This window comes from Roseobacter sp. GAI101 (assembly GCF_000156335.1).
Taxonomy (GTDB): domain Bacteria; phylum Pseudomonadota; class Alphaproteobacteria; order Rhodobacterales; family Rhodobacteraceae; genus Sulfitobacter.
Map to the genome: position 1 here is coordinate 2,995,506 of NZ_DS999213.1, position 21,410 is coordinate 3,016,915.

The 21,410-nt window shown below is 54.6% G+C and carries 18 protein-coding genes and 1 tRNA gene; 5 read left to right on the plus strand and 14 right to left on the minus strand.

Features of this window, described 5'->3' with window-relative positions; all coding sequences use genetic code 11:
- Nucleotides 1–101 precede the first annotated feature (101 nt).
- The 8 genes from RGAI101_RS13985 to RGAI101_RS14020 form a co-directional block, all read right to left on the minus strand.
- Nucleotides 102–4,208: a hypothetical protein gene (locus RGAI101_RS13985; protein ID WP_157044686.1), complete on the minus strand. Its 4,107-nt coding sequence runs from the start codon at nt 4,206–4,208 to the stop codon at nt 102–104.
- A complete protein-coding gene (locus RGAI101_RS13990) occupies nt 4,120–5,505 on the minus strand; it encodes an IS1182 family transposase (protein WP_008225512.1) in 1,386 nt (461 codons plus the stop codon). The genes RGAI101_RS13985 and RGAI101_RS13990 overlap by 89 nt, the downstream gene beginning before the upstream one ends.
- A gap of 85 nt (nt 5,506–5,590) precedes the next feature.
- On the minus strand, nt 5,591–6,559 hold the full coding sequence (locus RGAI101_RS13995) for a site-specific integrase (protein WP_083792053.1): 969 nt from the start codon (nt 6,557–6,559) through the stop codon (nt 5,591–5,593).
- Nucleotides 6,556–7,656, minus strand: coding sequence for a hypothetical protein (locus tag RGAI101_RS14000; protein ID WP_008228005.1), 1,101 nt, complete (start codon nt 7,654–7,656; stop codon nt 6,556–6,558). Before RGAI101_RS14000 ends, RGAI101_RS13995 begins: the two co-directional genes overlap by 4 nt.
- Nucleotides 7,657–8,505: 849 nt before the next feature.
- A complete protein-coding gene (locus RGAI101_RS14005; protein WP_037228339.1) occupies nt 8,506–9,372 on the minus strand; it encodes a hypothetical protein in 867 nt (288 codons plus the stop codon).
- Nucleotides 9,369–11,114: a site-specific integrase gene (locus tag RGAI101_RS14010; RefSeq protein ID WP_008228792.1), complete on the minus strand. Its 1,746-nt coding sequence runs from the start codon at nt 11,112–11,114 to the stop codon at nt 9,369–9,371. Before RGAI101_RS14010 ends, RGAI101_RS14005 begins: the two co-directional genes overlap by 4 nt.
- Before the next feature lie 92 nt (nt 11,115–11,206).
- Nucleotides 11,207–11,282 (minus strand) — tRNA-Ala (locus RGAI101_RS14015).
- Between the two features lie 118 nt (nt 11,283–11,400).
- On the minus strand, nt 11,401–11,727 hold the full coding sequence (locus RGAI101_RS14020) for a TIGR02300 family protein (protein ID WP_008229401.1): 327 nt from the start codon (nt 11,725–11,727) through the stop codon (nt 11,401–11,403).
- 112 nt (nt 11,728–11,839) lie between these two features.
- On the opposite strand from RGAI101_RS14020, the gene RGAI101_RS14025 reads away from it, so the two are divergent.
- Both RGAI101_RS14025 and RGAI101_RS14030 read left to right on the plus strand, forming a co-directional pair.
- A complete protein-coding gene (locus RGAI101_RS14025) occupies nt 11,840–12,529 on the plus strand; it encodes a M48 family metallopeptidase (protein ID WP_008229126.1) in 690 nt (229 codons plus the stop codon).
- Nucleotides 12,530–12,837: 308 nt separating this feature from the next.
- Complete coding sequence (locus tag RGAI101_RS14030) at nt 12,838–13,488, plus strand: GntR family transcriptional regulator (RefSeq protein WP_008227002.1); 651 nt, start codon at nt 12,838–12,840, stop codon at nt 13,486–13,488.
- 59 nt (nt 13,489–13,547) lie between these two features.
- Here the strand turns inward: RGAI101_RS14030 and RGAI101_RS14035 are convergent, their stop codons facing one another.
- The 3 genes from RGAI101_RS14035 to RGAI101_RS14045 form a co-directional block, all read right to left on the minus strand.
- On the minus strand, nt 13,548–14,510 hold the full coding sequence (locus RGAI101_RS14035) for an acetyl-CoA carboxylase carboxyltransferase subunit alpha (protein WP_008228448.1): 963 nt from the start codon (nt 14,508–14,510) through the stop codon (nt 13,548–13,550).
- A 65-nt stretch (nt 14,511–14,575) separates the two neighbouring features.
- Nucleotides 14,576–15,175: a LysE family translocator gene (locus tag RGAI101_RS14040; protein ID WP_008228969.1), complete on the minus strand. Its 600-nt coding sequence runs from the start codon at nt 15,173–15,175 to the stop codon at nt 14,576–14,578.
- A 101-nt stretch (nt 15,176–15,276) separates the two neighbouring features.
- A complete protein-coding gene (locus RGAI101_RS14045; protein ID WP_008227028.1) occupies nt 15,277–16,236 on the minus strand; it encodes an L-malyl-CoA/beta-methylmalyl-CoA lyase in 960 nt (319 codons plus the stop codon).
- 250 nt (nt 16,237–16,486) lie between these two features.
- Between RGAI101_RS14045 and dgcN the strand changes: the two genes are divergently transcribed.
- The 3 genes from dgcN to RGAI101_RS14060 are packed head-to-tail and all read left to right on the plus strand — an operon-like array spanning nt 16,487 to nt 19,363.
- On the plus strand, nt 16,487–17,488 hold the full coding sequence (gene dgcN, locus RGAI101_RS14050; protein WP_037229623.1) for an N-acetyltransferase DgcN: 1,002 nt from the start codon (nt 16,487–16,489) through the stop codon (nt 17,486–17,488).
- A gap of 45 nt (nt 17,489–17,533) precedes the next feature.
- Nucleotides 17,534–18,499, plus strand: a complete 966-nt coding sequence (gene dgcA / locus RGAI101_RS14055; protein ID WP_008225288.1) for an N-acetyl-D-Glu racemase DgcA — start codon at nt 17,534–17,536, stop codon at nt 18,497–18,499.
- A 3-nt stretch (nt 18,500–18,502) separates the two neighbouring features.
- Nucleotides 18,503–19,363: a D-amino-acid transaminase gene (locus tag RGAI101_RS14060; protein ID WP_008228304.1), complete on the plus strand. Its 861-nt coding sequence runs from the start codon at nt 18,503–18,505 to the stop codon at nt 19,361–19,363.
- Nucleotides 19,364–19,524: 161 nt separating this feature from the next.
- Here the strand turns inward: RGAI101_RS14060 and RGAI101_RS14065 are convergent, their stop codons facing one another.
- The 3 genes from RGAI101_RS14065 to RGAI101_RS14075 form a co-directional block, all read right to left on the minus strand.
- A complete protein-coding gene (locus RGAI101_RS14065) occupies nt 19,525–19,971 on the minus strand; it encodes a BLUF domain-containing protein (RefSeq protein WP_198133702.1) in 447 nt (148 codons plus the stop codon).
- A gap of 309 nt (nt 19,972–20,280) precedes the next feature.
- A complete protein-coding gene (locus RGAI101_RS14070; RefSeq protein WP_008226556.1) occupies nt 20,281–20,592 on the minus strand; it encodes a DUF1244 domain-containing protein in 312 nt (103 codons plus the stop codon).
- Nucleotides 20,593–20,612: 20 nt separating this feature from the next.
- Complete coding sequence (locus tag RGAI101_RS14075; protein WP_008229338.1) at nt 20,613–21,350, minus strand: N-formylglutamate amidohydrolase; 738 nt, start codon at nt 21,348–21,350, stop codon at nt 20,613–20,615.
- Nucleotides 21,351–21,410 lie beyond the last annotated feature (60 nt).

Here is a 21,410-nt window from a genome sequence, read left to right on the forward strand (position 1 = left end):
CAGTCTTTCGCAAAGGCCACAATAAAGACGTTGGGGCCGGTCAACGGTTCCGAAGTTGTCCAGAATAGTTTTTTCGGTCATAGCTTTACTCACTATGCATTTTATGTGTTCAAAGCTAGGGTGCCTATTTGATCGAAAAGCAACATATTTGCCTTGCTGCGGATACCCTCTTTTGCGTACCCCATGGGGACCTGACCGCTAAAAAGGAGGCAATCCTCCAAAGTAGGATCGGATATCCCTGTGAATTTTCTTAGTTCATCAAGATTTCCGCGCAGGGCGGATGCTCGGTTGAGATGCTTAAGCAAGAGGTCCGGTTTGCCCTTTGCATCCAATTCACCTCGAAAACTTGACAACTGTTCGGCGATTTCTCCAGGCGTCTTTCGGTACATAAGATCCTTGCACTCAATAGCAATCACGCGGCGACTTTGTTCGTCCCATGCAAGAACATCCACGTCACCTAGTCGCTTGATGTTGCCGAACTTCTCATCCTCAGATCGACCCAAAATCTGTGTAACGCCAACATCTGACTTTGCTGTCCAACCCAATTCACGGAGCCTTCCAGCCACTTGATCGTTGAAGCTACTTTTATCCTTCACCGAACCATTCCAACGCAGCATTTCCTTCGTGCGAATTTGAATTTCGCGGAATTCGGCTTCCCAGTACCGAACGAAAGTATACTCACCACCATCGCCGACCATCCCTGGCCAAAGATAGATTTCAGGATCCTCTACGTCGTTAAGTTGGATCAATGGACGCCGAAGGACACTTAGCAAACGACGGAACTTCCAAGGTTGGCGATCAAGATCAGTAAATCCTTCAGGAGCGATCCTCCAGTCTGATCTTGGGAGCAGAGAGAGTTCATGAAAAATTTGATCCAAATGCTGCTCCAGTTCCGGTTTTAGGTCCAGAACCCTCCGGGTAAGCTCCGACTTTCGAACCACAAAGCACGCTTTCTCCTCGGCCAGCCCCACCTCTTCACAAGCAGCTACAAAAGCTCCATGTGCTTCAATAGGGAAGCCAAGCTCGCATTCCCATGCCTTTGAAAACTGTTCTTTTTCGGCCAAAAACCCCTTATCCAGCTCGCCAGTCTTTTCCTTAGGTGCCAAAAAGTGATCCCCATAACCTTGAATGCTTCGCTCAACTCTGGATTTCATACCAGCTTGACCGAACGGGACGACAACCTCCTCGAAAAAGTCATGGTTAGCTAGAACATCGCCGAGCGCCGCCACCACAAGTGTTGGTTCCATCGCGCCGTAGTGGATTGCGTCAGACCATCCCCCAAATTCAATAATCTCAATCATCATCGCCATGGACTGTGCGAGATCAAATTCGCCAAACGCATCGCCATCGTCGAGGCTGCAAACGCAGTTAGCAACTTCGACTAGAACACGCGATGACTGAAAAACTGCGTTAAGCTTCGACTGGTGCTTGAGTATTTCCTCCAATGCGCGTCCTTTCTCCTCGTGCAATGCACTGACAGCAGCGGCGGTTCTTTTCCAAGTCTCTTGGTCGCACATTGCAGCTTCATGGTTAGTGATAAGCCTTTGCAAAACAGACTTCTTCTCAAATTTTCTTAAGAAATCGATCAGCTTATTCTCGAGAAGTTCAACCAATTGGCGCAGATAGGCCGTACACTCTGCTTTTCCTTGTATGGTTGCGCCCAGTTTGCGGTCACGGACCTTCCAACCAAGGAAAAGCTTGAGAGTGCTCGTGTCGGCATCGTTTATGAATACTGGTTTTCGAGGGAGTTTGTGATGAACAAAATCGCGAAAACTCGCTGCAGGGAAGGCGTGCGTTTGACGCACACGGTTGTTCGGAACAATTAAGTTTAGCAGATCCTCAAATTGCTCTGGGGCCAACGGCTCAGCTGCGAGTTGAGAAACTCCGAGGCAAGCTGCCCTCACCCACGCTCTTTCGGCAACATTATCTTCATTGAAGAAGGCATCTTCAAATCTGCGATTGGCTTTCACGGTTACCACCGCTTTCTCGGTTTGAACACTTACTGAAAGAGTTTCCCTCAGCTCATTTTCTGAGAACGGCTTAGGCTGCTCTGCCAGGCCAGCCATTGCACCATCAAAGGTTGCATTGATTTGCAATCGATTTGGCGGTTTGTGCTGTCGTTCAAGTGCACCAAATGCTTGGGCAATTCGAGGCAACCATGTAGACAGCATCCTCCAACGTTCAAAGATCGCATCTCTCGGACTACCCTCAACACCACTTACCTGGGTCCACCATTCGATGCCGCGATCCTCGAACAGTAACGCCGGAAGGCTCTCGTTGCTTAGCATGTCTGCATATAGAGAAATGGATCGATCTTCTTCGCTCAACGAGCTGGACGTGCGTCTGACCAAAGTCCAACTGCCATCAAGCTTGCAGGCAGAATGAACATCGGCTTCTTGTTTCGATTGATGTCGCAATGTGCGCAGCGCGTTCTGATCGACCATGATCAAACCGGCACCTCCGTCCCCGAAGGTATCTGGAACCTGATTGTGTGGTACCAAGTGGCCGCCAAGTTGCTCTCGCCAAGCAATCAGATTGAGCAGACCATTGATATTGAAGAGTTCAATTCCAGCTTCCGAAACCTGCCGTTCAGCATCCTTCAGCCGCCATAGTGAAATCGGTGAAAAGCTGTGCTTGTTAGAAAGAACTTCAAAGTCGTGCACAGAGAGAAAGTCTACGTCCCAGTCTTCAACTTCGAACACGCTGGCAGCAAGATTGATGCCTCGCCCGACGCCACAGTTTACTATTATGCTTATGCCAGATTTAAAGTCATCGCTTTCTTCAGCTTTCGCTTTAGCCAGTTTAATGTGATCGAGGATCGCGGCGGATGTATTGGGCTGGTCCTTGTGCCACCCGCCAAACCCTGTTTCTTCAAAGCCCCGCAGATTGTCCATGAAAAACAGAATGTGAAGCGCTCTCCCGTCGTCCACCCAGCGGAACACACTTGCCATTAGAGTGTCACCGGCGGGCGTGAATTCTAGCTGAATTCGACCAAATTCTCCGAGAAAAGGTATCAAGTTCAGTCGCTTTGAGTACTCATAGGCTAAAGCCTTTAAGAAGGTGTCCAGCCCGTAGGCTTTGACAATCATCTCGAAAACAAAGCGACGAATGCTGCCGCTGACTGCGGTCGGAAGCAGCAGGAAAGTATTGCCGTCCTTATGGCCTACGGGGCAACGTTCGAGGTCGTTGTGAAGAAGGTTCTGTTTGAGGAGTTTTGCTCTTGCTGATGGACCAAATCCAAACTCGCCAAGGTCGTCGAGCTTTATACCCAGATCATCAAGATCTGCCGAGCTAAACGTAAGACATTTTCTCAGCTCCGGTATTCGTTCAGCATCTTGTGGTGTGAGCTTTGCCTGTGGTCTCTCGTTCCCCAGCTGGTTTCTGGACAAACCGGCGCGTTTGCAGGCTTCATTTGACAAGGTCAACAGTGCGTAGACTGGATCCCTAATCACATCGTAGCTTTCGTTTTTGGGAAGACTGTCGACCAATTGCATGAATACCTGCAGGAAGTATCCAGTTCCTTCACTTAGCCCCTCAAGTACGAGGAAATTGCCACGCATAGTGCTGATGTTACTTACGAACACATCTTCAGCTGGATCTTCTTGTCTAGCGACGATGCCATTTTCCATGTCCCCATAAAGTCTGCGGAAATCCTTCTGTTTGAGCCTGTTTTTGTCGCGACCAAGCGCCAAAGCTAAATTGACCAAGGTCTCGATCCGATAAGTGGAACTTTGGAGGTTTTCATTCAGCAAAAGAGCGGCGAAGGAAAGTGCAGTAGCGAGCGGGTCCGAATCTTCCAAAACAGCAAAGGTACCTTTGTATTGCTTTCTTAAGTCTTCAAACGCTCCAGTGTTTTGGTTCTCTTCAAGGTTTTTGGGCATTGGCGATATAGGGAACATGAATTCTGCCACTAGGTTGGAGGATACGGGCACTACCCTTACGCGAGTGCTTGAAAAAAAATAAGCTCTTTGTAGGTATATTTTTTCGCCCGCATTCTTCGCGCTGCTCTTTAGATCTTGCACTTGCAGCGAATGGCCGCAATCCGCCGATTCTGTGGAAAAACACCGTGTTGCCGGTGCAGAAAGTGGTGCTCCAAACTGGGAGCAAGCACCTTTCTTATCAGGCTTTGCGCGTTTGCTGCGGTGCAGGAAAGATCTTGGCCAGTTTGCGGAGGTTTTGGGCGGTTGCGGCGAGTAGGAATTCGTCATTTGCACCGCATGGTCCACGTAATCGGAGCCTTCCGAGGCCGAGAATGCGTTTGAGGTGTGCGAAGAGCATCTCGACCTTCTTTCGCAACCTCATTGAGATCGCATATTGCTTGGTCTTGGCAATGTCGCGGGCAACCTGGCGGGCATCTTCATGTTCTTCGCGAGTGATCTTGCGGGCATCAGCATTCGGGCAGCATTTCATCTTTGATTGGCAGGCCTGACAGGTATGCTTCAGAGCCTGATACTTGGCGACGCCTTTGCCGGTGGGCCCACGGTTGGGGTCAGAATAGTTTCGGCGGAACTGCTTCAGGGGTTCACCCTCTGGGCAGATGTATTGGTTGTTCTCGGCGTCCCATTCAAAATCTGCGCGAGACCAGGTGCCGTCGGTGCGACCAGCTTTATCCAGGACCGGAATATGGGGATTGATTTTGCGATCTACAAGCCAGCCGAGCATGGGCCCTGATCCATAAGCGCTGTCCGCGATGAGACGTTCGGGTGCCAGATCATGCCGGTCTTTGATCCTATCCAACATGGTGCGCACAGATCGAACTTCCGCCTGCCGGATCGATCTGGTCGCTTCAACGTCCACGATGACACTGTGATCGGTATCGATCAGATAATTGGTGGAATAGGCAAAGAACGCAGGGCCTTTTCGGGCTGCAGTCCACTGGCTGCTTGGGTCGGAGTGGGACGTGAACTTTGGCTCAACTTCAGATGCAGCACCGAATGCCGCATCGTCCAGGACGTCCAGATACTCTTTGACCGCGCGGGGCGCATCGCTCGGGTCAATTGCCCTGTGATCCCAGTCCTCCTTTGGTGTGGAGTTCTGTTTGTTGGCGTCGGCCTCAATTAGACTGGCGTCCGCTGCGAGGCGCTGGCCACTCACCAAACCGTCTGCAATGCAGCGCGCAACGGTCTTCTCAAACAGATGCCGCAGCAGAGCGCTCTCACGAAAACGCCCATGTCTGTTCTTTGAAAAAGTCGAATGGCTTGGTATCGGATCTGACAGATCAAGGCGACAGAACCAGCGATACGCCAAGTTCAAATGAATCTCCTCGCACAGCCGCCGCTCGGACCGAATGCCAAAGCAATAACCAACCAGTAGCATGCGGATTAACAGCTCAGGGTCAATCGATGGACGGCCAGTGTGACTGTAAAACTCTGCGAGATATTGCCTAATGTCACTCAAATCGACAAACCGATCAATCGACCGCAATAGGTGATCTTGCGGGACATGATCCTCAAGTGAAAACTCATAAAACAGCGCCGCCTGTGCTTCCTGCTTCGGTCCCATCATTGACCAGTCCCCCGCTTTTATGGGGAAATTGAATCACCCGAAGACCCTCAAATCAAGAAGAGTTTTTCAACAGAATTAGCCCAACTCACAACAAAGCCCCAGCTGCATTCCCATCAAACAATCCAGCATCCCGAACATATCGGGCCAGCATCACGTCGGACGCATGACCTGTCTGTGCGCGGACCTTGTATGTGGGAACCCCAGCTTTGATGGCGCTTGTGGCAAGACCCGCGCGGAGACTGTGGCCGCTGTAACCCTCAGATTCGATCCCCGCCGTAGCCAGCCGATCCCGAAGAATTGTCGAAACGGCATCAGGTCTCAGCATGGGACCTCGCACATTGCCGTGACGGTCTACGGGACGGAACACCCTGCCATCTGGCTCTGGGAGGGCTTGCCGCCAGCCAGAGAGAGCCGCCACAGGGCAGTGACGTGTCCTCCCTAGGGGGATGCCGATCTTGCGGCCTTGGCCCGTCTGATCAGTCTTAGATTTGCGCAGGTGCAGGATCAGGCCTTCGCGCACCTCTTCAATGTCTGAGAGGTCCAGCCCGGTCAGTTCTGAGGACCGAAAGCCCCCAGCCCAGCCGACCAACAGCAATGCGCGATCTCTGAGAGAGCGAGGGTCATCATCTAAGGCGTCCAGAACCAAGAATAGGTCTTCACGCAGCAATGGCCGTGCTTGAGCTTGCGCTGTGCCTTTGACCCGCTTGATCCCTCGCAGCGTCGCGCGCACCAACTCCTTGCGGCAGGGGTTCGGCCAGCCGTTTGCCTCGTGAGCCTTGCTTAGGGTAGCAACACGGCGGGAAAGAGTGGCAGGGGCAAGTATTTCAGCGTGTTCGGCAAGGTATCGTGCAATTGTTTCGGGTGAAGCCGGGAGCGTACCGCCCCAAACTGTGAAGTGGGCCAGATCAGCCCGATAGGCCTGACGTGTGTTCTCCGAAAGGCTTTCGCGGATGAAGTGCTCGACTGCTTCATCACCCGTCAAAGTCGGGCCATCTGCCGCCTTTGTAGGGCGGGATAAGAAAGGATTATGCCGGGTTAGGGTTAGATCGTTCATATCAGGCCCTCCGCAGCAATATCAGCCCGGATCGCATTGAGGTCGGGCAAGACGTTCCGTAATACCGCTAAGCCATGCTCTACGGCCTCCGGTGAGACGCCCGCACATTCTTGCTCCCAGCGTTCGCGCAGCTCGGTTCCGAATGCCCCATCGGCACGGCGAGAAAGGCATTGGCCTTCGATGCGAAACAGCAACTCCCCCAAAATCTGAACCCGCCCGTGTTTCGGCAGGAAATCAGCAGCCCAAGCCGCCAAGCCTGCATTCCGCAAAAGCAATCTGTGCAGTGCCGCACGACCGGGGCGCGTGTACATGTCAAAACCCCACGAAGGATTGCAATTGATTGCAATCTCAACCGGGGTTGGATCGTCTTTGACCCGGTCTGAAACGACATCGTTTTGGAGGGACAGCAGGGACATATAGGGGGCGAGCATGGTCACGGTCTTGGTAAAATTCTCACGAGCAATCAGCAGCATTGTTGGCGCAATGCCTAACTCTGCCAATGTGTCCCACGCCATGTCTGGATTACCCTTTCGGAAAAGCAAGTGATCGCTGGCGCAGCGCTTGGTCCCGAACAGATACCACAGTGCCAAGGCCCTCTGATCCAGTGACGGGCAACCCAAAATAATCTGGCGAAGACGCGCGTCTGAGTACTGGGCAAAGTTGATACGATCCGGGGCAAGCCGGGGGAGACGTTCTACCGTCATCAGCAGATCATCCGCAGAACGGGATTTTCGTGCCGCGCACATGCGCCGGATGAGATAGTCGGTCACAATGACCTCCCCACCAAGATCGCGGCGGACTTTTGCGCTTTTCAAGCAGGCGGCAGTGATAGCCACAGTTTCGATGTCCGCGAGGCCAATGTCTTCTGAGGCAATGGCATTGAGACGGCGCAGAAGGTGTTCCCTTTTGACCTCCAGCAAAAACCGTCCGGCTTGACCCGCAACGTGCGGAAGGTTCCTGCGGATCGCTTTCTGCAACAATGAGCTTGCGACCCACTGTGTGCCCGGGAATGGGGTGATCCTTCCCCCCAAATTGAGACGCGCGATCTCCTGCGCAGCTATCGTTTGAAATCTGGTGAATGCAGTTTTGTCTGTCATCTGACCCTCCTTGGTCTGGAGGGGGTCGGAAACGTCTAACCTCTTTTAGAATACCCTATGGTACCGACAGGGGAAGGGTAATCGAACCTTTTGGAGTACATTTTGAGTGAAGTTAACTGCAAACCGCTACAAATCGACAACGGGCCAGCCTTTGGTGTCAAAATGTCTCCAGCAAAATGTCTAGTTTGTTTCCACTTTTGCTCATCCCGCAACGCCAAGCGCAGCAGGGTCAAAGTGAGGTTTTGAAATTGTCTCAAAAAGTGTCTTCAGTCCGTGAGGCATGCTCGATATCGCTTGAGTTCTGTTCTTTGTTGAGCGCTTACCCTGCACCGGGTTATTCAAAATTTTAAGCATCTGCGCTTGGCTATTTTGTTCTTTACTTGTTTGAAATTGACTCAACAGTTCGAACCGCAGTTACTTTTGATTGTGACCTGAGCTCCTACAATTGAATTCTCAGTGCGCACACAGATTGCTGCGATTTTAGCGGTGCGGCAAAATAGCGCCCTCTGAGCGGGTCAGAGTGCCATTCTCTAGGGTAGGGTGCTTGGTCGTTCTAGTTGCTGCCCTCAGGGTCCGCTCCGGGGCCCTTGAGGGCTTTTTGGGACTGGACTTGATGGCTGAGTTTTAGGTCGGCGGTCAGAAAGAAGTCAATTTTTCGCTATCTAAGCGCCCGTATCGACCAGGAATGTAATTTCACCTAGAACCGATGCGCTGTCCGAAAATTCATAGCGGTAAAATTAGAAGGCGCTGTGTTCGTTCTTTCCGTGAGCTCTTTCGCCCGTGTTGTAGCTCAACATGAGCGCAGCGAGTGTTGAACTATCATCATGTCGCTTTCTTTGTGTCTACTGACTATAATGATGATAGTTTATTTATATTGTTTAATTCTTTAAGTATGCGGTGACAAAGATCTGGGCATTTTGTCTCCGAAAGCTGACCTTGAACTGCCATGCTGTAGTAATCCAGCGCAACATATGTGAACCTTCGGAATAGGCTGATACTTGGAAACCGCAAAAACCTAGTATAAAAATTTTCTTTGTTTTGGTCATAGGCATCGCCATCGTGTTGACCAATGAACTGCGCAACTTTCACGCAAGCCATGAAGGGTGACCAGTTAGAGACAATGGTTCTGAAAATATCGAAAGCAAGGGCCGGAGGGCACTCTTTTGCGATGCCAACAAGGAGGCCAAACTGTTTCTTGTCAACGTTGCGTCCGGTGGCGTTTCTCCAAAATTTGGCCATCATTCGTGCTTGGTCTTCGTGTGTGAGATCCGAAGCGAGCCCAATGCGGATCAAAGTGGTTTTTTTCCCTTTGCGCATTTTTATCACATGCCTAAAGGGCGAGCCCCTGTAAAGTCTTCGGGCATGATCGGGTGAGATTGCAAGTGAAGCAGCAATTTTTTCAGCGGGGAGGTCCGCCCACGTTCGCCCTTCAGCTTCTATGGGAAACTCGTCAATTTCATTGATTACAAGCTGATACAGCGCTTGCTTCGTGGGGTTGAGTTTATCCTTTGTTTTCGTCGGAGATTCTAGGTCTTTGAGGTATTTTTCAAATCCTCCAGAAAAGAATTTTCCTGTGGGATTTGGGGGCGCGATCCAAGGCTTGGCTGGGTCGTGGGCTGTTATCTCGCCATCAATGACCATGTCTGCGCGCAGAATTGCTTTTCCTACTGCCGTCGAGCCTAATAGCCAGCCGATATTCTTGTTTTGCACGCTCATTTTTCCGACCCTGATGGAACTGGCCCGTCTATATGCAAGAAGCTGAGGTCAAGACCAGAATAGGCAATTTTTTCGACAGAATTGATGTGAAAATCTGGATTCCCTGGGGTTCCGTAATCATCGCTCACCGATGTCGATCCAGGTGACCACCCGGCTATCGCCCGAAGAGTTTCTGGTGGAGCCTTGATGCGCCTTAGAGCGTCCCTGACATTGTGGCGAAGGCTGTAAAGTGTTTGGCGATTATCGAGAATTATTTCTTCTGGGATGAATTTTTCACGCAGCCGCCTCGTTGCGTAGTGGGCAGTGTTGCCGTTCTGATCGGGCGTGAGATTGGGAAAAAGGCGTCCGGTTGGATTAACTGACTTTATTTTATCAACAAACTGCAGGAAGCCAATTTTTACTAGCTCAGGGTGAAGCGGGATCATCCTCCGGCTGCTCAACGTTTTTATGGATTTTTCGTGATCATCTTCGCTTTCCAGAACATCGATATACCAAGTACCATTTTCGGTTCTCTTCACGTCCCCTACTAACAACTGGCTGATTTCATTTGGACGTGCTCCCGTGAAAAGCATTACGAGCGGTATCCAAAATCGCCAGTCTCTATCGAGCTTTTTGTATGGATTTTGAGAATCTGGACGGCAGGACTGATAAAATTTGCCTGTGAAGAACTTGATTATCTGATCCTCCCTCCACGGAAGCCTTTTCTCAGAAGCCGCGAGCGTTTGTCTTTTGATGGGCTTCACTCCTGCAGCAGGGTTGTGACGTAAAAAACCTTTGCGGACACCAACGTCCAATACGTTTACCAATGTGTTCAAATATTGACTTTGCGTAGTGGGATCGAGAGTTGGATGGCCATCTTTTTGGGCTGCCTCAACGGCTGCTGGAATTGTAAGCTTTTTGTACAGTTTGTTCCTGTTTTTAGGAAGCCTACCCAGTATCCGTCTTATGCCTTGAACGACGTCGTCGTTGAGCTTGGATAGGGGGAGATTTTCGCCGATCGCCTCGCGTAATAAGCTTAAGTTTGATTGAATTTTATCGACCCATTTTCTGCTTACGGAATTCTGGTCGTACTCCTCCAGCTTCTCTTCCCAGAAGATGTCTGTCAGTTTACCGAAAGTGATTTCAGGATGTCGGTCTGGGTCAAAGAGCACATCGTGGAAAGTCTTGGCAAAATTATGTTCAAGACGATCCAGTGCTCGGGATTGTATCTCAATTAGCCCGCGGCGAATGAGCTCGGCAAACTCTGCAATCAAGGCCTTGTCCTCGAGATGAGCTCCTGCACGCTCGAGAAGCTCATTTGAAACAGAATATAACCATTGTTGACCGTTGGGGTCTTCGTGGGTTTTGAGAACTTGCAGCGCTATTTCGTTCTCTTTGAGCATTTCCCGGCGTTGCTCTTCGTCTTCAGGCGGCTTCTGAACAAGGTGCCTTGCAGCTAACTCATCGGATTCAGCCACATACTGGCGCAAGTAATTAATCAAATCTCTTAGGGACGCCTGTGGTAGCGCTGAACTATCTCCATCCGTTGATATTTTGTGTTCAGATGCGGCAAACCGAGCATCGACTTGGATGGAGTAAATGTTCCGAAGTCGCCGTGCTTCCTTTACATCACTGACCCCTAGCGATTTTTTGATGAACTGCGTGCCAATATATTTCCTAGCATTTTGGGGAACCCTTCGGGAATAATGCCATATATTTCCTCGACGAACTAAATATTGGTTTTTTGGGGACAAGATATTCATCCTTCATGTTTACCACAATTGTGACCACCATGCGGGATGTAACTATCTGAAATGACATAAGTTTAAGGTTTCCCGCAACTTATATTCGAATTTGGTGGAGCCTAGCGGGATCGAACCGCTGACCTCCTGCATGCCATGCAGGCGCTCTCCCAGCTGAGCTAAGGCCCCATCGTGGATCAGTGATCCGGGTAACGTGTCGACCTTGGGAAGGCCGATGCGCCGCTGAATAGGCGCAACCGAAGGCGGGATCAAGGGGAAAATCCACTCCCGCCTTCGTAAAATTCAATCAGTCGTCGTCATTCGCTGCGACATCGACGATTTCTTCCAATGGAACAGTATCATCGTCGTCATCGTCGTCGTCCAGAATGTCGTCGTCCAGATCCACATCGACATCGTCGTCATCAACCAGGTTCTCGTCGTCATCGACATCGGACTTCTTGGCTTTTGCTGTCACTGCGTCTTCGGCATCGGCGGCGATCATGCGGGATTTGGAGCTATCCACCTCGACCACTTCGCCGCTGTAAGGGCTGATGATCGGGCTTTTGTTCAGGTCGTAGAACCGCTTGCCCGTTGTGGGGCACAGGCGCTTGGTTCCCCATTCTTCATTGGGCATCGAAGTCCCCTTTTTGAAAGTGTTGTTGCGTATAGATGATTCAGGCCAAGTGCCATATGAGATAGGAACTGTCAAAGGCAATCGCCACCCCCTGTTTGTCCGGAACCCCGAAATGCCCGATCCCGTCCTGCCCGGCAATCCGCCTATCCCGCTTATCTTGCGCCGGTCTGCGCGGGCGAAACGCATATCCTTGCGCATCTCGCAGTTGGACGGGCGTGTGACGCTGACCATGCCCAAGCGGCTGAAGGAATCCGAAGGGATCGCATTCGCTCGCGAGAAAGAGGACTGGATTCGCGGACATCTGGACGCGCGCGGCGAAGACGTGGCCATCGGTATCGGTGCCGAATTTCCCTTGGGCGGGCGCATGGTCCGTGTCGTGCAAGGGCAGGGACGGCGTGTACAGCTGGGCAATGATACAATCGCCGTTCCGGGCAGCGAAGACCGAGTACCGGCAACTCTTGCGGCGCATTTGAAGGAACTGGCCCGCGACAGGCTGGCAGGGGCGTGCGATGATTATGCAGCCGCTCTGGGGCGGCCCTACAGCAGACTGACCCTGCGCGATACGCGGTCGCGGTGGGGGTCGTGCACGTCAGACGGCGGATTGATGTTTTCATGGCGGCTGATCCTGACCCCGCCAGAGGTGCTGGATTACGTTGCGGCCCACGAGGTCGCGCATCTGGCGCAAATGAACCATTCGCCCGCCTTCTGGGCCGAGGTGGAGCGGATCTATGGCCCCTACAAGGACGCCCGTGGCTGGCTGCGCCAAAACGGCAGCGATCTGCACCGCTACCGGTTTGCTTAAAAGGCGATCCATATCGGGAAACTCGTTTGTGTCGGGAACCTTGGGGTGGGCAATTGTCGTGCAGGACTGAAGACGGTGGTTAATGGGCAAGGCGCTAGGCAGGGTGCCTCCGTGGTTAGGTGCGGACCGTGTTCATCGCTGCGTGCGAATCGGCAATCTTCGGTGCAGTCGCTTGCCGTGGTCACGCGCCGCTGCCGGCCTTGCCGCTCGATGTGAATTCCATAGATCCGGGATCAATATTGGCCCCTGACACGCCGCCGATCTGATGTGTTATTGACGCGAAGCGCCATTGTGATCACAACGGAAACATGAACCTGAATCCTCGCCCTCTTGATGCCAACCCGCTTGCGCATGACCGTGTCTATCGACAGTTGCGCAGCCGGATCATGCATGGTGACCTGCCCCCCGGACATGCGCTGACTTTGCGAGGGATCGGCAAGGAATACGAGGTGTCGATGACGCCCGCGCGCGAAGCGGTGCGGCGGCTTGCGGCCGAGGGGGCGTTGACCATGTCCACTTCCGGCCGCATCTCTACACCCGAACTCAGCAATGAACGGATTGAAGAACTGGCTGCCCTGCGCGCCTTGATCGAAGTCGAATTGGCGAGCCGCGCCTTGCCACGGGCCCATATGGCCCTGATCGAACGGCTGCAAACCATCAATAATACGGTATCGGAAGCGGTCGCCCACCGCGACGCGGTAAGCTACATCCGGTCCAACCTTGAGTTTCACCGCACGCTCTATCTGCGCGCACAGGCCCCGGCGATGCTGGCGATGGCCGAAACGGTCTGGCTGCAGATGGGCCCCACGATGTGTGCGCTTTACGGACGGTTGCGGCGGACCGAGCCACCGCATTTCCACAAACTTATCATCGCAGCGCTGCGGGCCGGGGATGAACCGGGCCTGCGCCTCGCCGTACGATCAGACGTCACTCAGGGATTGCGCATGTTGGCGACGTAGGACGGACTTTTCACAAAGTCCGATCCGTTTTCTTCGAAGCAATCGGTCAGCCCCTCGAATTACGTCGCAAGACCTTTCGCGCCCAAGTCCATGAACTTGTTGCGCCGGTCAGCGATCAGCGCCTTGCCGTCCTTGCCGCCCAGATCATCAAGCATAGCGGCAATCGCCTTGCCGACCGATGCGATCGCGGTTGCGGGGTCACGGTGCGCGCCGCCACGTGGTTCGGTTATGATGCGATCATTCACGCCAAGCTGTTTGAGGTCCTGCGCGGTCAGGCGCAAGGCTTCAGCCGCTTCGCGCATCTTTTCGGCGTCTTTCCACAGGATCGATGCGCAGCCTTCGGGCGAAATAACCGAATAGACCGAATGCTCAAGCATCGCCACACGGTTGGCCGTTGCAAAGGCCACAGCCCCGCCAGACCCGCCCTCGCCAATGATGACAGACACCAAAGGCACGCCGATCTGCAAACATTTCTCTGTTGCGCGTGCAATCGCTTCGGATTGGCCGCGCTCTTCTGCACCCTTGCCGGGATATGCACCGGGTGTGTCCACCAGGGTAATTACCGGCAACCCGAACTTGCCCGCCAGATCCATCAACCGCACGGCCTTGCGATACCCTTCGGGCCGGGCCATGCCGAAATTGCGTTCGATCCGCGACTTGGTATCATTGCCCTTCTCATGGCCGATCACGACCACGGGCATGTCATTGAACCGCGCCAATCCACCCATCACAGCCAGATCATCGGCAAAGTTGCGGTCGCCGGCCAGCGGTGTGTAATCCGTGAACAGCGCGTCAATATAATCTTTGCAATGCGGGCGCTCAGGATGGCGCGCGACCTGACACTTGCGCCAGGGCGTCAGGGATTTGTACAGATCATCCAGCATCTGATGGGCTTTTTTGTCCAGGGCCTGCGCCTCGGCGCTGACATCCATCCCTTCTGAAGACCGTGCGAGGGCGCGCAATTCTTCCGCCTTGCCTTCGATCTCTGCCAGTGGTTTTTCAAAATCCAGATACTGTGTCATCACATGCTCCGCGCTTGGGTCACCGCTATATGGCTGTGATTTATCGGCTTTGCAACGCAGCCTGTTCAGCTGTCGGGCCAAAGGATCGGCAAAAGGGATGCAATCAGTAACAGGGCCATGGTGCCGTTGAACACTCTCAGGCGGACGGTGCTGGTCAGAAACCTCGACATCTGCCCGCCCATGACCGTCCAGAGCGTGACCGATGGAAGCGCCATGACCGCGACCACCACGGCGGTCAGCATCAATGGTGCAAAGCCCGACACCGGCACATAGATTGTGATGATGCTCAGGCCAAAGGCCCAGGCCTTGGGATTCACCCACTGAAATCCCGCTGCCTGAAGAAAGCTCATCGGATTGCCGGCTGATTTCGAGGTGACGACAGGCGCAGCCGTCGCGATCTTGTAGGCAAGAAACAAAAGGTAAAGCACGCTCAATACCTTCAGGACCGTATAAATCACCGGATAGGCGTCAAACACCCTGATCAGCCCCAGTCCGACCAAAAGCAGCATGGACATGAAACCGAAGGTAATCCCGAGCATATGCGGCAACGTGCGCCTGAACCCGAAATTCGCCCCCGATGCCATCAGCATCAAGTTATTCGGCCCCGGTGTCAGCGAGGTGATCAGGCTGAAAAGGGCCAGCGCAGAAAGGACATCAATATTCATCCTGCTCTGATGCCCGAACTCAAGGCGCGCGCCAAGCCCCCTTCTCTGGCTCGAAAATATCCCGGGGGGTACGGGGGGCTGGCCCCCCGCCTGGCCAACGCCTAGCGCGCAGCAATCATCTCGGACTGGCGCACAACGACCTCTGCCTGCTTGATGCTGGCGATATCCACCAGACGTCCCTTGTAGACAGTGGCTCCTTCGCCTTTTGCCTTTGCCTCTTCCATCGCGGCCAAAATCTCGCGGGCCTCTGCGACGGCAGCTTCGGAGGGGGTGAACACCTCGTTCGCGATCACGACCTGTTTGGGGTGAATGGCCCACTTTCCGACCATGCCCAATGTCGCCGACCGCCGCGCCTGCGCCCGGAAACCTTCGTCATCCGAGAAGTCGCCAAAGGGGCCATCGACCGGCAAGACGCCGTGGGTCCGGCAGGCCGCGACGATTGCGGCTTGGGCCCAATGCCATGGATCGGACCAGTGCTTGGCACCGTCTTGCAGCATATAGTAGTTTTCCTGCGTTCCCCCGATCCCGGTTGTCTGCATACCCATGGAGGCCGCGAAATCTGCCGCCCCCAGGCTCATCGCCTGCAAGCGCGGGCTGGAGGCCGCGATTTCTTCGACATGCGCGATGCCGGCGGCAGATTCGATAATCACCTCGAACGAAATCTTCTTGTTGCGCCCCTTGGCCGTTTCAATCGCCGTGACCAGCGCATCGACGGCATAGACATCCGACGCACAGCCGACCTTGGGGATCATGATCTGGTCCAGGCGTTCGCCCGCCTGTTCCAGCAGGTCGACCACGTCGCGGTACCAATAAGGGGTGTCGAGCCCGTTGATGCGCACGGACAGAAGCTTGTTGCCCCAATCCAAATCACTGATCGCCGCAATAATATTCTGTCGCGCGCTGTCCTTGTCGGACGGGGCGACGCTGTCTTCGAGGTCAAGGTTGATCACATCTGCGTCGGACTTTGCCATCTTTTCAAAGATCGCAGGGCGCGAACCGGGGCCGAACAGCTGACAACGGTTCGGGCGGGCGGGCGCAGTGGGCTGGATGCGAAAGCTCATGGGGGTGGCTCCTTGAGTAATAAAGTTACGAATTGGTTGATTGTTCAGGTATTAAATTACGCCGCGGCGTGCAAGCTTGATTTCGCAGCTGCAGCATTCTGCGCCAATCGTTGATGCACAATTATCCTGCGGAAACCAGAAACTGCGCAGCTTCCTTGCACCAATTCTTGTTAATCCCTTCAAATTGAAACCTCTTTGCGGGATAAGGCTGCGAAAATGGGCCAAAGCCAAACGGATGGAGTATGCCACGATGATCGAAACACCTTATCTTCTTTTTCTCGGCGACGCGCCGGATCAACTGGCTGTCAAAGTTGCCCAGGGCATCAAGGACTGGCGGCCAGATAACGCCGTCGGCCAATTCAGGATGGACGGCTGCAAGGCCGATGTCGGTCTGGCCGATATGACCCTGGCGCAAGCGAAGGACACTGGTGCAAAGACGCTGGTCATCGGCGTGGCCAATCGCGGCGGTGTTATCAGTGCCGCCTGGAAGGCCGTGCTGCTTGAAGCGCTGGAGGCGGGGTTCGATCTGGCATCCGGCCTGCACAACCTGTTGCGCAATGAACCTGACCTGGCGGCCGCCGCGCAGGAACATGGGCGCAACCTGCATGACGTGCGGGTGCCGTCGGTAGAGTATCCCATTGCCAATGGCGTCAAGCGCAGCGGCAAGCGGGTGCTGGCCGTGGGCACGGATTGCTCTGTCGGCAAGATGTATACGGCGTTGGCACTGGATGCGGCGATGCAGGAAAAGGGCATGAAAAGCAGCTTTCGTGCCACGGGCCAGACTGGCATTCTGATCACCGGCGAAGGCGTCCCGTTGGATGCGGTCGTTGCCGATTTCATGGCAGGGTCGATCGAGTATCTCACGCCTGACAACGATGATGACCACTGGGATGTGATCGAAGGACAGGGCAGCCTGTTCCACGTGTCCTACTCCGGCGTGACGCTTGCCTTGATCCACGGTGGTCAACCGGATGCTTTGATCCTGTGCCATGAACCTACGCGCAAGACGATGCGCGGTTTGCCCGACTATGCTTTGCCCAGTTTGGAGGATGTCCGCGATACGGCACTGACGCTGGCCAGGTTCGCCAACCCGGCCTGCAAGGTCGTGGGCATTTCGATCAACACGCAGCACATGTCCGAGAGCGAGGCGGAAACCTATCTGGCCGAGGTCGAAACCCGTCTTGGCCTGCCCGCGGTTGATCCGTTCCGGCAGGGCGCTGCCAAGCTGGCGGATGCTTTGGCAGCCCTCTGACCGGCCCTTCGGGGAGAGTTTATCTGGCAAAATGAAGGAGCGGGTATGCGCATAGAAGTAAGCCGTGATGTGTTTCGACTGGCGCAGGTGTTCACCATTTCGCGCGGGTCGCGGACCGAAGCGCAAGTGTTGACGGTGCGAGTTTCCGATGGCGGCGTGACGGGGTGGGGCGAATGTGTGCCCTACGCCCGTTATGACGAGACGCTTGAGAGTGTGACAGCCGAGATCGAGGGGTTGCCAGGCGCGTTTACGCGTACGGACCTTTATGATCTGCTGCCCGCTGGCGCGGCGCGCAATGCCGTAGATTGCGCATTGTGGGATCTTGAGGCCAAGCAGGCGGGGAAGCGGGTTTGGGAATTGGCAGGCCTTGCCGCGCCGGGGCCTGAAATTACGGCTTATACGCTTTCCCTCGATACGCCGGAGAAGATGCAGACGCAGGCAGCGTTGCACGCACACAGGCCGTTGTTGAAGATCAAGTTGGGCACGCCTGACGACATGCCACGGCTTGAGGCCGTGCGGGCCGGGGCACCTGACGCACAGATTATCATCGATGCGAACGAGGGTTGGTCAGCAGAGGTTTATGCCGATCTGGCCCAGCATCTGGTACGGCTTGGCGTCGCGCTGGTCGAGCAGCCTTTGCCCGCTGGCGAGGATGACGCGCTGATCGGGATGGACCGGCCTGTGCCGGTTTGTGCAGACGAAAGCTGTCATGACCGAAACAGTCTGCCCAAGTTGAAGGGCAAGTATGACGTCGTGAACATCAAGCTGGACAAGACCGGTGGCCTGACCGAAGCGCTTTCGCTGCGGGATGCGGCGCTTGCACAGGGGTATGAGGTGATGGTCGGCTGCATGGTCGGATCGTCCCTTGCCATGGCCCCTGCCACCTTGGTCGCGCAAGGTGCAAAGGTTGTTGATCTTGACGGCCCGCTTCTTCTGGCCGAAGACCGTGAGAATGCTTTGACATTTGACGCAGCCGGGGTGCATCCACCTTTGGCCAAGCTTTGGGGATAAGAGATGCGGACTGTTTATGTGAATGGCGAATACCTGCCCGAGAATGAAGCCAAGGTTTCGATCTTTGATCGCGGGTTCCTGATGGCGGACGGTGTGTACGAAGTGACCTCGGTTCTGGGTGGCAAGTTGATCGACTTCGAAGGTCACGCCATCCGTCTGAGCCGTTCGCTGAACGAACTGGACATGCGCAACCCGATCTCGAAGGAGGATCTGCTTGAGGTTCACCGCGAACTGGTGCGTGTGAACGAGATCGATGAGGGGTTGATCTATTTGCAGGTCACGCGCGGGTCTGACGGCGACCGCGATTTTGCCTTTCCCGACCCCGAAACGACCGAACCGACGATTGTTCTTTTCACCCAGTCCAAGCCCGGCATGGCCGACAGCCCTGCCGCCAAGAAGGGGGCCAAAATCATCAGCATCGAAGACATCCGCTGGGGTCGTCGCGACATCAAGACGGTGCAGTTGCTGTACCCGTCAATGGGCAAGATGATGGCCAAGAAGGCGGGGTGCGACGACGCGTGGATGGTCGAGGATGGTTTCGTCACCGAAGGTACCAGCAACAATGCCTATATCGTCAAGGGCAACAAGATCATCACCCGCGCGTTGAGCCACGACATCCTGCACGGCATCACCCGCGCCGCTGTTCTGCGTTTCGCCAAAGAGGCGCAGATGGAGGTCGAAGAGCGCAACTTTACCATCGACGAGGCTAAAGAGGCGGATGAGGCGTTCACCACGTCCGCCAGCGCGTTCGTGATGCCGGTGGTCGAGATTGACGGCGTGATGCTGGGGGATGGCACACCGGGGCGGATCGCACCGCGCCTGCGCGAGATCTATCTTGACGAGATGCGCAAGGCGGCGGTTTAGGCCAGCGTTGAGGGCGCTCTAACCGGAAAAATCCATTTCTGGTTAGAGCCGTCTGATGCGATCGCGGTGGGTTTCGCTGTGCATGACCATCGTTTTAATCTGGATCGTAGGGGCCGGTGCGCAGGCGTGACGCGTTCAACGCCGAGTGCTTTTTTATTGGCTTAATAAGTATAGGACATGGACGGATACTTCTGCTGTCCGGAGGTCACCAAAAACTGGCATGCAATGTTGGCTTGGGCTTTTGAATAATCGTCTCTCTTCGGGTGAAAGCCGTTATCGATTGCGCCACTTCTGAGGTCTGCATCGTCTATGTAGCCCATCGGAAGTTCAGTTCGAAAACTTCGCCGCGCGACCGGCTGGTAAGATTCCCAGATTACCGCGTGCCGGGCATCAAGTCTGATTGAATCCATGAGCTTCAGAACGTTTTTTTCCGAGCCCTCAATCATTTGAAAATAGGCTACGGGACTGAAATACAGCATCCCGCTTACACCCAATTTATGATTGTTTACTTCTGATAGCCGCACGATGTCCAAAATTACTGTCTTGGGGTCGGCAATCGGCGTGCTGCGGTAACATGCTTGATAAACAGGCTGGTCAGGTAAAGACAAACACCGTCTCCGTATTTTTAAAATGATATCTGCTGCTGAAAAACCTGCGGTCGGATATGCTGATTAGCTGAGATACGTAGATGTTATATTCGGAAGACTTCCCGATGAAATTCAATCTATACAAAGGGCCTTATTTACACAAAGCCTTTGATACCCGAAGGTCTTCTTTCCACGGGATCGCCCATCCTAAACCTCTGTGACCGCGCGCCCGACCGAAGTGCCGCCGTCCGTGCCGGTCATGCGAACCGCGGCATCAGTCACTTGGGGCTTGAAGGCGGTCAACTTTGTTCGAGGCGTAATTTCGGTTGCTTACCCTTTCCCGACGTTCTCCTCAAACGCGACCTTGAACGCTTCTTCCTGCTCGGGCTTGGCATCGGTCTGATAGTTGGCTTTCCATTCATCCATCGTCATGCCGTAGAACAGTTCGCGGGCTTCCTCCTTGCCCATCTCGATGCCGCGCTCGTTGGCAGCTTCTTGGTACCAGCGCGACAGGCAGTTGCGGCAAAATCCGGCAAGGTTCATCATGTCGATATTCTGAACGTCCGTGCGGTCCTGCATCAGGTGCTGTTGCAGGCGGCGGAAGGCGGCGGCTTGCAGTTCGATCTCGGTTTGTGTGGGCATGATGTCTCTCCTGTTTGAGATCAAAGTTGGGTCCGGGCCAGCGCGGTTTCAAGGATCGGAGCCAGACGACCCGCCCAGTCCCGTTGGCCTGCGGGGTCCGCGATCAGGTCATTGCGCAGTTCGATCAATACATTGGGGCGGCCATGTTGCAAGGCGTGGCGGTCCACCGCGTCGCCGGGCAGGTGGCCGGAATAAGGCTCATTGTCGCCCACGGTCAGATCCGTTTCCGCGCGCAACAGGTCCAGCAGGGGCAGGGCCAGCCGCATGTCATGGGCATATAATACGCCAATTTCCCAAGGCCGCGGCGCACGACCGCGCAGTTGTGGCGTAAAGCTGTGGATGGATACGATCACGGTTGCGGGGCGCGCCGCCAGTTCGGTCAGGGCGTCGTGATAAGGGCGGTAGCAGGTGGTCAGGCGGTGTTCGCGTTCTGCGGCATTGGCGTGGCGGTTGGCGGGAATGATCGTGCCGTCGTATAGCTTCATCAGCAGGGTCGGGTCATCTTCGCCCCGGTTCGGGTCGATCACCAGCCGCGAGAAGTTACTGAAGATCGCGGGCGCGTTCAGCCGTTCGGCAAGCGCTGCTGTCACCCCGGCGGCCCCGATGTCAAAGGCGATATGGCGTGCCATGTCCTGTGGGTCCAGCCCCAGGTCGCCGCCAGCCACAGTCGGTGGCACCGTATTTGCGGCATGATCGCAGGTCACCAGCCAGCGTCCGGGGCGGCTTGCTCCATCAATTGAAAAGGGGGAATATGTCATCAATTTGCAACCTTTCGCGCCGCATACCTAAGTCAGGGGCGGCAAAATGCAAAGACGCTG

Coding starts and splice junctions, on each gene's coding strand:
- RGAI101_RS13985 (WP_157044686.1), bottom strand. CDS start 4,208: ATGACGAATTCCTACTCGCCGCAACCGCCCAAAACCTCCGCAAACTGG.
- RGAI101_RS13990 (WP_008225512.1), bottom strand. CDS start 5,505: ATGATGGGACCGAAGCAGGAAGCACAGGCGGCGCTGTTTTATGAGTTT.
- RGAI101_RS13995 (WP_083792053.1), bottom strand. CDS start 6,559: ATGAACGATCTAACCCTAACCCGGCATAATCCTTTCTTATCCCGCCCT.
- RGAI101_RS14000 (WP_008228005.1), bottom strand. CDS start 7,656: ATGACAGACAAAACTGCATTCACCAGATTTCAAACGATAGCTGCGCAG.
- RGAI101_RS14005 (WP_037228339.1), bottom strand. CDS start 9,372: ATGAGCGTGCAAAACAAGAATATCGGCTGGCTATTAGGCTCGACGGCA.
- RGAI101_RS14010 (WP_008228792.1), bottom strand. CDS start 11,114: ATGAATATCTTGTCCCCAAAAAACCAATATTTAGTTCGTCGAGGAAAT.
- RGAI101_RS14020 (WP_008229401.1), bottom strand. CDS start 11,727: ATGCCCAATGAAGAATGGGGAACCAAGCGCCTGTGCCCCACAACGGGC.
- RGAI101_RS14025 (WP_008229126.1), top strand. CDS start 11,840: ATGCCCGATCCCGTCCTGCCCGGCAATCCGCCTATCCCGCTTATCTTG.
- RGAI101_RS14030 (WP_008227002.1), top strand. CDS start 12,838: ATGAACCTGAATCCTCGCCCTCTTGATGCCAACCCGCTTGCGCATGAC.
- RGAI101_RS14035 (WP_008228448.1), bottom strand. CDS start 14,510: ATGACACAGTATCTGGATTTTGAAAAACCACTGGCAGAGATCGAAGGC.
- RGAI101_RS14040 (WP_008228969.1), bottom strand. CDS start 15,175: ATGAATATTGATGTCCTTTCTGCGCTGGCCCTTTTCAGCCTGATCACC.
- RGAI101_RS14045 (WP_008227028.1), bottom strand. CDS start 16,236: ATGAGCTTTCGCATCCAGCCCACTGCGCCCGCCCGCCCGAACCGTTGT.
- dgcN (WP_037229623.1), top strand. CDS start 16,487: ATGATCGAAACACCTTATCTTCTTTTTCTCGGCGACGCGCCGGATCAA.
- dgcA (WP_008225288.1), top strand. CDS start 17,534: ATGCGCATAGAAGTAAGCCGTGATGTGTTTCGACTGGCGCAGGTGTTC.
- RGAI101_RS14060 (WP_008228304.1), top strand. CDS start 18,503: ATGCGGACTGTTTATGTGAATGGCGAATACCTGCCCGAGAATGAAGCC.
- RGAI101_RS14070 (WP_008226556.1), bottom strand. CDS start 20,592: ATGCCCACACAAACCGAGATCGAACTGCAAGCCGCCGCCTTCCGCCGC.
- RGAI101_RS14075 (WP_008229338.1), bottom strand. CDS start 21,350: ATGACATATTCCCCCTTTTCAATTGATGGAGCAAGCCGCCCCGGACGC.